Raw genomic sequence first — 11313 nt, forward strand, 5'->3', positions numbered from 1 at the left:
TTTCATGTCTACACAGAACGTCCAGCCGCACGGCGAGCCAAACGTGACACAGAGCGCCACGCCCGTCGTGACCGAATTGCGCGTCGTGCCCGTCGCGGGCCGCGACAGCATGCTGATGAATCTTTCCGGCGCGCACGGCCCGTTCTTCACGCGCAACGTCGTGCTGCTGCGCGACAGCGCGGGCAATACGGGCGTGGGCGAAGTGCCGGGCGGCGAGTCGATCCGCAAGACGCTCGACGATGCGCGCGCGTTCGTGGTCGGCCAGTCGATCGGCAATCTGCAAGCGGTGCTCAATACCGTGCGCAAGCAGTTCGCCGACCGCGATTCGGGCGGCCGCGGCTTGCAGACCTTCGACCTGCGCACGACGATCCATGCCGTGACCGCGCTCGAAGCCGCGCTGCTCGACCTGCTTGGCCAGCATTTGAACGTGCCCGTTGCGGCGCTGCTCGGTGAAGGCCAGCAGCGCAGCGAAGTGGAGATGCTCGGCTATCTGTTCTTCATCGGCGATCGCAACAAGACCGATCTGGCTTATGCGAGCGGCGCCGATGGCCGCGACGACTGGGAGCGCCTGCGCACCGAGGCAGCGATGACGCCCGAGGCCGTCGTGCGTCTGGCCGAAGCCGCGCAGCAGCGCTACGGCTTCAATGACTTCAAGCTCAAGGGCGGCGTGCTGGCCGGCGATGCGGAAATGGAAGCGGTCACGGCGCTGGCCGCGCGCTTCCCGCAGGCGCGCGTGACGCTCGACCCGAACGGCGCGTGGTCGCTCGCGCAAGCGATTCGCCTGTGCCGCGACAAGCACGACGTGCTCGCCTACGCGGAAGACCCCTGTGGTGCGGAAAACGGTTATTCGGGCCGCGAAGTGATGGCCGAGTTTCGCCGCGCGACCGGCCTGCCCACGGCCACCAACATGATCGCCACCGACTGGCGCCAGATGGGCCACGCGATCCAGCTGCAATCGGTGGACATTCCGCTCGCGGACCCGCACTTCTGGACCATGCAGGGCTCCGTGCGCGTCGCGCAGATGTGCAACGACTGGGGCCTCACGTGGGGCTCGCACTCGAACAATCACTTCGACATTTCGCTCGCGATGTTCACGCACGTGGCGGCCGCGGCGCCCGGCAACGTCACCGCGATCGACACGCACTGGATCTGGCAGGACGGCCAGCGCCTCACGCGCGAGCCGCTGCAAATCGCGGGCGGCAAAGTGCAGGTGCCGCAAAAGGCGGGCCTTGGCATCGAGATCGACATGGACGAACTGGAGAAAGCGCACGCGCTTTATCGGCAGCACGGCCTGGGCGCCCGCGACGACGCAATCGCCATGCAATACCTCATTCCCAACTGGACGTTCGACCACAAGCGTCCGTGCCTCGTGCGCTGAGCGAAAACCGCTCGAATGTCCCGAGTGCGTTACTGAATTCGATTGAATATATTTTTACCGACTTCGTCACAGGATCAAGACCATGACCACGCCGCAAGAACTCAAGCAAATCGTTTCCGATGGTCTGCTTTCGTTCCCCGTCACCGACTTCGACGCGCAGGGCAATTTTCGCGCCGATACCTATGCCGAGCGCCTCGAGTGGCTCGCCCCCTACGGCGCGAGCGCGCTGTTCGCAGCGGGCGGCACGGGCGAATTCTTTTCGCTCACGAAGCGCGAATATTCGCAGGTGATCAAGACCGCCACCGAAACCTGCAAGGGCAAGGTGCCGATTCTCGCGGGCGCGGGCGGGGCGACACGCGTGGCTATCGAATACGCGCAGGAAGCGGAGCGCAACGGCGCGCAAGGCATTCTGCTGATGCCGCATTACCTCACGGAAGCCTCGCAGGAAGGCATTGCCGTGCACGTCGAGCAGGTCTGCAAGGCCGTGCCGAAGATGGGCGTGATCGTCTATAACCGCGCGAATTCGAAGCTCGATGCGGACATGCTCGAACGGCTGGCGGACCGCTGCGAAAACCTCATTGGCTTCAAGGATGGCGTGGGCGATATCGAGGCGATGGTGACGATCCGCCGGCGCCTGGGCGAGCGCTTCTCGTACCTCGGCGGGCTGCCCACGGCGGAAGTCTATGCGGCGGCCTATAAGGCGCTGGGCGTGCCCGTGTACTCGTCGGCGGTGTTCAACTTCATTCCGAAGACGGCGATGGCGTTCTACCGCGCGATTGCCGCCGACGATCACGCCACCGTGGGCAAGCTCATCGACGAATTTTTCCTGCCTTACCTGAAGATTCGCAATCGCCGCGCCGGCTACGCGGTGAGCATCGTGAAGGCGGGCGCGAAGCTCGTGGGCCGCGATGCGGGTCCGGTGCGCGCGCCGCTCACCGACCTCAACGAAGAAGAAATGGCGCAGCTCGATGTGCTCATCAAGAAGCTGGGCGCGCAGTAACTACGCGCATTCCGCTCATTCGTTGAGCCCTTGTTGAGCCGCTGTTGGGCCGCTACTTCGTGCGCCCGGGTGTCAATGCGCGGCGCAATCGCCGAACAAATCGAAATTGGCCTGGTCGGCGGCTTGCGCATTGGCGCCTTCCTGCGCCTCCTCGCGCTTGCGCCGCGGGCCTCTTTTCTGGCGCGGCTTGCCGAACAGGTCCTCCGGCGTGAAGCCGAATTCGGCGATGGCGGCACGGGCGGCCGCAAGTGCTTCTTGAGCCGCCTCGGCGCGCACCGCTTCGATGCGCGCATCCAGCGCGCGTTTTTCGGCGAGCAATTCGAGGTAGGTAGCCATCTGCGGTCTTTTCGAGGGGAGTGAGGGGAGCGGTAGATTTTACGTCAAGCGCCGCGCGTCGTGCGAGGCATGAAGCTTGCTGCACGCATCGCCTCCAGCCTCCACTCCATCCGGCTTCCCGCATGATTTCATTCCGCTTGCCTCGCCGGCAGCTCGTTGCCGCTGCATTGTGCCCGCTCTTCATGACATCGGGCTGCGCCTGGTTCGGCCCGCATCTGTTGCGCACCGACCAGGTCGATTACGAACGCGCGCTCGGCGACGCAAAAAAACGCGAGATGCTCGCGACCATCGTGGGCCTGCGCTTCGGCGATTCGCCTTCGTTCGTGGCGGTGAGCCAGATCATCGCGTCGTACACGTTCGAGGCCAATGCGGGCGCGATAACCCAGGGCGGATCGGGACCGGCCGGCGCGAGCTATGGTCAGGCGAGCGTGGGCGCCTCGTATTCGAATCACCCGACCTTCACGTTCGTGCCCACCACGGGCGAGGCGCTCGCGACCGGCTATATTCGCCCGTTGCAGCCCGAGTTGGTGCTGCCGCTCGCCGATAGCGGCGTGCCCATCGACTTGCTGCTGCGTCTTTCGGTGCAATCGATTGGCGGGCTGCAGAATGCCACGCCGCTCGGCGGCCCGGAGAGCGACGGGAACCCCGATTTTTTCGCGCTGCTGCGCGCGCTGCGCCGCCTGCAACTCGCGGGACAACTCACCGTGAGCTACAAGCAGGCCGGGCCCGACCGCGCGGCGCGCGTGACAATGGCGATCGGAGGCGACGGCGCGCCGCCCGGCACCGCCGCGGATCTCGCCGAAGTGCGCCGCCTGCTGCATCTCTCGCCTGCCGTGCGCGAATATCCGGTGATGTATGGCCCTGCGTCGGGCAACGGTCTCGCCATCAATATGGTGACGAGGTCGGTGATGGGCATCCTGACCAATCTGGGCGCGCAGATCTCGGTGCGCGAAGACGACGTCAAGCGCGGCTCTACGGTGCCGACCGTGCATCTCGTCGGCGGCGAGACGCGGCCTACCGTCGTCGTGCACGTGGGCGAGAAGCCTCCGCCCGATGCGTATGCCACGGTTGTCTATCACGGCGCCACGTACTGGATCGATAACGATGATTTCGATTCGAAGTATGCGTTGACGGTATTGCAGAACGTGATCGCGCTTTCGCAGGCCAATCAGGATCAGAAGGCGCCGATACTTACCGTGCCTGCGGGGTAGGGCTCGTCGATTTAAAAACACGCCCTCAGAGATAAACAGCAAGGAGCACCGTCACGAGCGCGGAAAAAGCCAGCAGCAGCACCGCGCGCCACAGCGAAGCGCGTTGCGGCGCGCGCACCGTTGCAGGCAGATGCTTCGTGCCCGTCACCATCGGACCGAGCAGATTGTGGCGCTTGACGAGTGCATAGCTCAGGATCGCGCATACGTGCAGCACGACGGCCACCGCCAGCACGTCCCATCCATAAGCGTGAATTGCCGCGATCGCATTCGCAATGGCAGCGGGAACGATTTCGGAGAGCGGGCCTTCATCGGCGATATCGTTGTTGTCGTAAAGACCGGAGAGCGTCTCGACGAACAGCAGCGCGAGCAGAAATAGCACCATCCAGCCGCCCGCCGCATTGTGGCCGACTTGCACGTCGGGTTCGCGGTGCGCCAGATGGCGCAATTGCCGCCACGCCGCCGCGGGCGTCGCGACGAAGTGGCTAAAGCGCGCGGTCTCGCTGCCGAAGCAACCCCAAAGCAGACGAAACAGCACGAGCGCGAAGAGCGTTTCGCCCGCGCGCACATGCAACTGCATCCAGTTCATGCGCTGCGAGACATAAGCGAGCGCCACGAGCAATACGGTAAGCCAGTGAAAGAGGCGCACGGGCAGATCCCAGATGCGCACACGGCGGGCGGGCAAGACGCTGGGCGTAGCGTGCGGTTCGTTATCCATGGCATTCCTCTGTATTGCAGTGGGCGCGCGAGGGTGAGCGGTGAATGCGCTGGCGTGGGGCTCATTGCACCGTATCTGCGCATATGCACTGTAGCGCCGCCGCGCGCATCGCGCTCGCGGCCGGCATGGCGTCCGCCGGTGCTTTCGGCGATACTTGCGCCAGCTTGAACCGACCCGCGAACAACGAAGCCGATGAACAAGAACCGACTCGAAGCGTTCAGCGATGGCGTGCTCGCCATCATCATCACCATCATGGTGCTGGAACTCAAGGTGCCGCACGGCGAGGATATCGCCGCGCTCATCCCGGCGTGGCCCACAGTGCTCAGCTATATCCTGAGCTTCATCTATGTCGGCATTTACTGGAACAACCACCATCACATGCTGCACGCATCGAGCAGCGTGAACGGCACCGTGCTATGGGCGAATCTGCATCTGTTGTTCTGGCTCTCGCTGCTGCCGTTCACCACCGGGTGGATGGGCGAGAACCATTTCGGGCGCTGGCCTACCATGCTTTACGGTCTGAACCTGCTGCTCTGTGCGCTTGCGTATGCCGTGTTGCAGGGCACGCTCGTGCGCCATCACGGCGCGCAAAGCGCGCTTGCGCGAGCCTTGGGGCGCGACCTGAAGGGCAAGGCTTCGGTCACGGGGTATGTGCTGGGGATGGTGCTGGCGGCGCTGGACTGGCCGCATATCGGTGCGCTGTTTTTCGTGGCGGTGGCGCTATTGTGGCTCGTGCCGGACCGTCGCATGGAGCGGCTCGTGACGGCCGCACACGAGCCGCCGCAAGAATAAATAAAGCAGGCGCGGTTTCCACCGCGCCTGCTTCGTCTTCATGCGTCTTCACTGCGCATCCGTACTGTGCGGGAATGCTCGGAACGCCCGCGCTGTGGATCAGTGAGTTGAGCGCGCCGTCGACTGCGCGGCGCGCTGCTCCCTCGACAAATTAGCTGGCCATATGCTTGCGCTGCGCCAGTTCCTTCGCCTTGGCGATGTCCGCCTGGATCACGGGCAGGCCTTCGGTCGCGACCTTCTTCAGACCCGCATCGCGGCCTTGGGCGATTTCCGCCTGGAACGCCGAAAGCGCCTTTTGCTGCGCGCCCAGCGCCACCTGCTCGATATAAGCCTTGTCGAAGTCGGCGCCACGCAGATTCTTGATGCTGTCGAGCACGGCCGTGTCCGGGTCGTTGCGCGGCACATCAACACCGCGCGGGCTCGCGGCGCGCATCGAGTTGGAGAGCTTCGTGTAGTCGGCGACGATTTGCTGCGCAAAAGCCTTCACGTCGCGATCGGTCGAGCGCGAGTCGGCAATGCGTGCGGCGTCGCGTTGCGTCGCGACGGTTTGCGTGCCGTCCGCGATGAAGGCCTTGTCGGATCCATGCAGCTTCTCCGTGGCACTGGCGGTAGTCGCAGGGGGGGCGCTGGCCGTGGCCGCATTCGCGGTGGCGGCGTTCGTGGTGGCAGCGGCGGCGGCGTTGGTGCCGGCAGGCGCCGTGGTCTGGGCATGAGCGCCCAGCGAAAGAACGAGGAGGCCGGCAGCGGATGCAGTGGCGAGCGAAGCAAGCGAGAGGCGAGACATACGAACTCCTTTCGTGATTTATTGATTGCACAAACGAGGCCCGGCTCAATGCGATGTGCATGCGTTGCACGAGGCTTCGTTTGCGACCGCTGTGCAAGTGTGTCGCGCAACGGTCCGATGAATTCTAGAAAGGCTTGGCGCGTACAGGTGAAACACAGGTGCAACGATGACGTCGCTTCTGTAACGGTTAGTAAGAACGCTGGGCTTCGTGCGTGTGCGGCTCGCGATTCATCGCGATGTCATAGGCGCCATGTAGACGCGCAGCGGCGAAAGCACCTCGTACCGGGTCGTGCGATGCGAGCCTTCAGGGGTATCCTGCTCGTTATTGCAGGAGGCCGTTATTGCAGGAGGCATACATGGCGCAAACATGGCAATTCCAGGTGCGCATTACCGTCGTGCCCGAACTGGCCGATGCGTTGCGGGCGCGCGGGCAGCATGAGGGGAAAGATTTGCTCGAAGCCGTCCTGAGTGAGCGCAACGCCTCGTTGAAGTGTCAATTCGATGCATTCGCCGAATATGTCGAAGAGGCGGAGAGGGCGGGGCGAGATCGTTATCCGCTGTACCCATGGACGAAGGATACGATCGGCAATCCCGAGAAAAAGGCGAAGTATCTGAGGTCGTTTACGGTGTATGTGCGTGACGAACCGGTCTACGACAGGGAAACCGCCGACTGGCTGCATGCGCGGCTCTCGGCTCTTGCTGGTAAGGTGGGTATCGAAGGCGTGAGCCGGTTCGATACGAACCCGGCCAACAATCCGCAGCCGCCCGCGCGGAAGTGAGAAAAAATATGCACCAGATTGCAGGTGGCTTTCGTTAGAATCGGCTCACATTGTTCATCCTTTACCGGAGGCGGGCATGCCAGGTTTACTTCCCGATGTCGACCGCGAGGGGCTCCTCGAATATTCGGTGGTTTACACCGATCGCTCGATTAATCATATGTCGCAGCTCTTTCAGGGCGTCATGCGCGATATTTCCGGCGCCCTGAAAAAAGTCTACAACGCGGAGTCGGTCGTTATCGTCCCGGGTAGCGGGACTTTCGGCATGGAAGCCGTTGCACGGCAGTTCGCGACGAACCAGAAGTGTCTGGTTATCCGCAATGGCTGGTTCAGTTTCCGCTGGTCGCAAATATTCGACATGGGCGGTATTCCGTCTGAGTCGATCGTATTGAAAGCGCGTCCGGTCGAACAAGGAAGGCAGGCCGCCTATGCGCCGGCGCCAATCGAAGAAGTGGTCGCCGCAATCAAGGAGCACAAGCCGGATCTGGTCTTTGCGCCGCATGTCGAAACCGCCTCGGGGATGATGCTGCCCGATGACTATTTGCGCGCGGTGTCCGACGCTGTGCATGCCGTCGGCGGCATGTTCGTACTGGATTGCATCGCCTCCGGCACGATCTGGGTCGACATGCAGGCCACCGGCGTCGATGTCCTGATCAGCGCGCCGCAAAAAGGGTGGAGCGCGTCGCCTTGCTGTGCGCTGGTCATGCTCGGCGCGCTTGCCCGCGAAAGAATCGACGCCACGACCAGCACCAGCTTCGCCTGCGATCTGCGCAAATGGCTGCAGATCATGGAGACCTACGAGAACGGCGGGTTCGCTTACCACGCCACGATGCCCACGGACAGTCTCACGACGCTGCGCGACGTGATCAAGGAAACCGAGGCATACGGCTTCGACAAGGTGCAGGCGGAGCAGCTCGAGCTCGGCAAGCGCATTCGTGCACTCCTGGTTGGCAAAGGCTTCAGGAGTGTGGCGGCCGAAGGTTTTCAGGCGCCGGGCGTCGTGGTCAGCTACACGGACGATGATGGCATACGATCCGGCAAGAAGTTCGCCGATGCCGGCTTGCAGATCGCGGCCGGCGTTCCGTTGCAATGCGACGAGCCAGAAGATTTCAAGACCTTCCGCGTCGGACTATTTGGCCTGGACAAACTGCATGACGTCGAAGGTGCGGTCGCCAGGTTCGCCAAGGCATTGGATCGTATTCTTTAGGGTGATTCGTGCAGCGCGCCAAGTGCCTGCACGGCTTCATCGTCGCTGGATGCATCGAGCGTGCGGGTTTCGCGAGGTTGGCGGAATCCGCACGGGGGGGGCGGATAACGGGAATTTGCGTTATTTAACATAATGCAAATTATCAGCGGAAAATCTGTAGATCCCAAATAGAAATATCGTGTTCTGGCAATTAAACCCGAGGCTCTTTTGTTTTCAGACTCCAGCATCCCGCGCGATACGATTCAGGCGTACCTCGAAACGCATTACCAGGTTTTCGGCGGCGCACCGGCAACGCTGCAGATCGGTCGATTCAATCCGGCGCTTTCCGCGCTGCACGATGCGCACCACGTTGCCTGTAGCGCCTTTATCACCGCCTGCAATCCGTTCAGTCAGAATCTCGATCCTCAAGCCAATGCTGCACGGCAGGAGGCGCTCGTGCGCGATCTCGAAGCGCTCGGCGTCGCGTTTATCGAGGGCATCGGGAAACATCCGTCGAACACCTGGCCCGGCGAAGCCAGCTTGCTGGTGCTGGGCGCAACGCTCGACGCGGCAAAGGCGCTAGGCGAAAAGCACGGACAGAACGCGATCGTCTGGTGCGGCGCCGATGCCGTGCCGCAACTGATTCTCTTGCGCTAATCCGCGCGTTTGAGCCGCGCTTTCGATCCAATCTCGAGCACTCACCGCGCCTTCGTCGCATGCAGATACGGACGCAGCCAGCCCAGCCCATCGGAGGTAGCCGCCTTCGGCCGGTATTCGCAGCCGATCCAGCCGTCGTAGCCGAGTGAGCCCGCCTACGTAATGTGTATCGGATATTCGTCACAAATCGTTGCGGAATTCCGGGATCCGATTTCCGACACGAATTGCGTCGATGGGCGCTCGGTGGCAACCCCGAATTCCGACATGAATTCCGTCGGCGCAGGCCGTCGGCCTGCGCGTTCCAAGACGAATTACGTGGACAAACTTGATGAACCCACCCAAACCCAGGTGGGTTTGTATAGTAAACCAGGTTTCGTTCAAGGGACCGCTCTATGGGTCGGCCGGTCATTACCTTTACGTCAGACGAATGGCGCGCGATCGCCGCGGCAGCCACGTCCGCCAATGAGGCTGCGCCTCATCACGCGAATAACGAATTCCTCGACCAGTTCATCGCGGGCGTTGCACGCACGACCGGCCAGTTTTATGGCCAGACGCTTTATGAACGGATGCTATCAGCGGTTGGGATTCGCCGGCGACCGTCGGCGCTGACGTGGTCAAAAGCCATCCGTCGCGCTCGGGAGGCGGCATTGCCGGAGCCGCGGTCGCGTAATGTGCACGAGGCTGGGGAGCCGATTGCGCCTCCCCCGGCGGCCTGCCCCAGTCCGCTGCCGGTCGATGAGCGAAGCGACGAAATGATGGATCTTCGCGTGCGCGTGGAGGTCTCGGAGATGGCATTGCGCGACGCCTACGCTCGCCTGGCGAGATATGAAGCCGAATGCACTACCGTTGGCGGGCGCGCGATGTCAGCCGAGTCGCAGGTGCGGGAACTGACGCAGCAACTCGAGCGGGAGCGCGCCGAGCATGGCCAACGGACGGCGGAACTGGTGCAACGCCTTGATGCATTGACCGACGCGATTCAGCGCATGGCGGGACTGGAAAACCATATGCGTATGCAGACGGACAACCTGAGGCAGCAGATGTCCGAGCAGTGCCGTTATTGGAAAGGTCGAGCCGAAGCGCTTGATAAGGCACTGTCCGACGAGCGCATCAAAGCCGATGCAATGCGACGAGTGCTTGGTAACCGAATCCCCCCGTCTGCATAGTCATCAAGAGCGGACGGGGCCATCCTCAACCGTTACCGCCCTTCGTAAAAGCGCGCCGATCGAGTGTCGACGACGCGCCAGTCAGCCACTCCCCAAACTGGTGCCGCCGCAATGGCGAATGCGGTACGTCGTCATTGCCCGGAAAGACAATCAGGCCGCTGAACAGCCTGCCCTCCTGTTTGCGCACGCCGGCGGCGGCCGGCCCGGATTGTTGCAACGTCTCGCTTGACAGGCTCCACCCCTGCTCGGTTGCCCGGCGGACGTCGTGGAGAAACGCTGAGCAAATTGCGCTCACAAATGCCTGAATCTCTAGTCTCAAGACTGGCTGGCATACCGCGCTCAGCAGGGGCGCATCCGGCCGCAGTGCATGGCGGTGCGGATCGGTTGCTTGATGGATGTCCCACTTGTATCCTTCGAACCAGTTTCTGGTTAACCCGACAGCTACAACGGGCGGTGAGTAAAGCGTGACGTCCGTCGCCCATCGCTGTTCGAGCGCCCTTCCGATATCCCGGAGCTGCCGCGCGTGATCGGGCTCTCTGATGGCCCATCGGAGCAGCTTGCCAAGCGCGTTGCTATAAGCCGAACTTTTCACGTGGTAGTCCGCTCGCGTGCGGCCAGGGCGATTGGACGACGCGCTCCACTGAAAGACATTCAAGCTGCCGCTTGAGTTTGCCGAGTACCCGGGCACCGGCGCAAGGGCATCGAACAAACTGGCGATCAGGTATTCCCCCGAACGTCGGCGTGCTCTTCGGTCGGGGGATTCTATCGGCTCGAGCTCCGAAATCATGCCGAGGACGCCGGCATAGTCACTCCACCATTTGTCCAGCGCGCCAAAGTGAGTGGCAAGCGCGCCCGACTGATCTCGGAGGTCGATGTGAGCGGTCAGATTCGGCGCGGCTCCCGCGAGATATTGGCCGCAGAACACGCAGCGCATCCATCGCGCATTGTGGCGAAAATAATCGGTGACGATCATGGTGCCTGCGCCGCAATAGGCGCAAGTAGGTAGCAACTGGCATGAATGAATCGGGCAGATGCGTAGTCCTTGAAACTGGTGCCAGACACTGTGGTACGCCGATTCGAGACAAATCGGACAGATTCGTAGCCGCTTCTCGAAGAGGAGGTCGCGCAGCTTAGCTGAACCTGGGCTGACTTCTGTCGCGTTCCAGCCGGTCGCGTTTGAAAATTTGCCAAGATTGCATATTCCACGCGTACTCGAGCGCGAATTCCACGGCGACCCGAGCACCGATTCCACGATGACCCGAGCGCGAATTCCACGCACACCCGAGCGCGAATTCCACGCGTAAGCGAGCAGTAA

Annotated in this window: 11 protein-coding genes and 2 pseudogenes; 8 read left to right on the plus strand and 5 right to left on the minus strand. The window is 62.4% G+C overall.

What is annotated here, in order from left to right:
• The first annotated feature begins 4 nt into the window (after window positions 1-4).
• Window positions 5-1378 (plus strand): glucarate dehydratase, encoded by a 1374-nt coding sequence (gene gudD / locus L5014_RS08685; RefSeq protein ID WP_238463165.1) that lies wholly within the window; start codon window positions 5-7, stop codon window positions 1376-1378.
• Window positions 1379-1460: 82 nt separating this feature from the next.
• Window positions 1461-2378, plus strand: coding sequence for a 5-dehydro-4-deoxyglucarate dehydratase (gene kdgD / locus L5014_RS08690; protein ID WP_238463166.1), 918 nt, complete (start codon window positions 1461-1463; stop codon window positions 2376-2378).
• A gap of 72 nt (window positions 2379-2450) precedes the next feature.
• Here kdgD and L5014_RS08695 read toward each other — a convergent pair whose 3' ends face one another.
• A complete protein-coding gene (locus L5014_RS08695; RefSeq protein WP_238463167.1) occupies window positions 2451-2714 on the minus strand; it encodes an H-NS family nucleoid-associated regulatory protein in 264 nt (87 codons plus the stop codon).
• Window positions 2715-2851: 137 nt separating this feature from the next.
• Here L5014_RS08695 and L5014_RS08700 point away from each other — a divergent pair, with 137 nt between their 5' ends.
• Window positions 2852-3925 carry a hypothetical protein gene (locus L5014_RS08700; protein ID WP_420800040.1) on the plus strand — a complete coding sequence of 358 codons (1074 nt, stop codon included), beginning with the start codon at window positions 2852-2854 and terminating at the stop codon, window positions 3923-3925.
• A 25-nt stretch (window positions 3926-3950) separates the two neighbouring features.
• Here L5014_RS08700 and L5014_RS08705 read toward each other — a convergent pair whose 3' ends face one another.
• The gene (locus tag L5014_RS08705) at window positions 3951-4640 is read right to left on the minus strand and encodes a cytochrome b/b6 domain-containing protein (protein WP_238463169.1); all 690 of its coding nucleotides are present in this window, start codon (window positions 4638-4640) and stop codon (window positions 3951-3953) included.
• A gap of 192 nt (window positions 4641-4832) precedes the next feature.
• On the opposite strand from L5014_RS08705, the gene L5014_RS08710 reads away from it, so the two are divergent.
• The gene (locus tag L5014_RS08710; RefSeq protein WP_238463170.1) at window positions 4833-5432 is read left to right on the plus strand and encodes a TMEM175 family protein; all 600 of its coding nucleotides are present in this window, start codon (window positions 4833-4835) and stop codon (window positions 5430-5432) included.
• Window positions 5433-5583: 151 nt separating this feature from the next.
• Here the strand turns inward: L5014_RS08710 and L5014_RS08715 are convergent, their stop codons facing one another.
• On the minus strand, window positions 5584-6216 hold the full coding sequence (locus L5014_RS08715) for a DUF4142 domain-containing protein (protein ID WP_238463171.1): 633 nt from the start codon (window positions 6214-6216) through the stop codon (window positions 5584-5586).
• A gap of 356 nt (window positions 6217-6572) precedes the next feature.
• Here L5014_RS08715 and L5014_RS08720 point away from each other — a divergent pair, with 356 nt between their 5' ends.
• The 3 genes from L5014_RS08720 to L5014_RS08730 all read left to right on the plus strand — a co-directional run bounded on the left by L5014_RS08720 (window position 6573) and on the right by L5014_RS08730 (window position 8835).
• The gene (locus L5014_RS08720; protein WP_238463172.1) at window positions 6573-6995 is read left to right on the plus strand and encodes a hypothetical protein; all 423 of its coding nucleotides are present in this window, start codon (window positions 6573-6575) and stop codon (window positions 6993-6995) included.
• A gap of 76 nt (window positions 6996-7071) precedes the next feature.
• Window positions 7072-8199, plus strand: coding sequence for an aminotransferase class V-fold PLP-dependent enzyme (locus tag L5014_RS08725; protein ID WP_238463173.1), 1128 nt, complete (start codon window positions 7072-7074; stop codon window positions 8197-8199).
• A gap of 207 nt (window positions 8200-8406) precedes the next feature.
• Window positions 8407-8835 (plus strand): DUF3293 domain-containing protein, encoded by a 429-nt coding sequence (locus L5014_RS08730; protein WP_238463174.1) that lies wholly within the window; start codon window positions 8407-8409, stop codon window positions 8833-8835.
• A 41-nt stretch (window positions 8836-8876) separates the two neighbouring features.
• Here L5014_RS08730 and L5014_RS08735 read toward each other — a convergent pair.
• Window positions 8877-8984: pseudogene (locus tag L5014_RS08735) on the minus strand (hydroxypyruvate isomerase); the annotation flags it as partial.
• Between the two features lie 243 nt (window positions 8985-9227).
• Between L5014_RS08735 and L5014_RS08740 the strand changes: the two are divergent.
• Window positions 9228-9998, plus strand: a complete 771-nt coding sequence (locus L5014_RS08740) for a hypothetical protein (protein WP_238463175.1) — start codon at window positions 9228-9230, stop codon at window positions 9996-9998.
• Between the two features lie 25 nt (window positions 9999-10023).
• On the opposite strand, the pseudogene L5014_RS08745 reads toward L5014_RS08740, so the two are convergent.
• Window positions 10024-11313 (minus strand): annotated as a pseudogene (locus L5014_RS08745) (hypothetical protein); the annotation flags it as partial.

Origin of the sequence: Paraburkholderia tagetis, from assembly GCF_022213065.1 — a bacterium.
In the GTDB taxonomy this organism is placed as follows: Bacteria; Pseudomonadota; Gammaproteobacteria; order Burkholderiales; family Burkholderiaceae; genus Paraburkholderia; species Paraburkholderia tagetis.

Excerpts from the sequence above, each read along its gene's own strand:
- L5014_RS08715 (WP_238463171.1), bottom strand. The coding sequence starts at position 6,216 with ATGTCTCGCCTCTCGCTTGCTTCGCTCGCCACTGCATCCGCTGCCGGC.
- L5014_RS08725 (WP_238463173.1), top strand. The coding sequence starts at position 7,072 with ATGCCAGGTTTACTTCCCGATGTCGACCGCGAGGGGCTCCTCGAATAT.
- gudD (WP_238463165.1), top strand. The coding sequence starts at position 5 with ATGTCTACACAGAACGTCCAGCCGCACGGCGAGCCAAACGTGACACAG.
- L5014_RS08740 (WP_238463175.1), top strand. The coding sequence starts at position 9,228 with ATGGGTCGGCCGGTCATTACCTTTACGTCAGACGAATGGCGCGCGATC.
- L5014_RS08695 (WP_238463167.1), bottom strand. The coding sequence starts at position 2,714 with ATGGCTACCTACCTCGAATTGCTCGCCGAAAAACGCGCGCTGGATGCG.
- L5014_RS08720 (WP_238463172.1), top strand. The coding sequence starts at position 6,573 with ATGGCGCAAACATGGCAATTCCAGGTGCGCATTACCGTCGTGCCCGAA.
- kdgD (WP_238463166.1), top strand. The coding sequence starts at position 1,461 with ATGACCACGCCGCAAGAACTCAAGCAAATCGTTTCCGATGGTCTGCTT.
- L5014_RS08710 (WP_238463170.1), top strand. The coding sequence starts at position 4,833 with ATGAACAAGAACCGACTCGAAGCGTTCAGCGATGGCGTGCTCGCCATC.
- L5014_RS08705 (WP_238463169.1), bottom strand. The coding sequence starts at position 4,640 with ATGGATAACGAACCGCACGCTACGCCCAGCGTCTTGCCCGCCCGCCGT.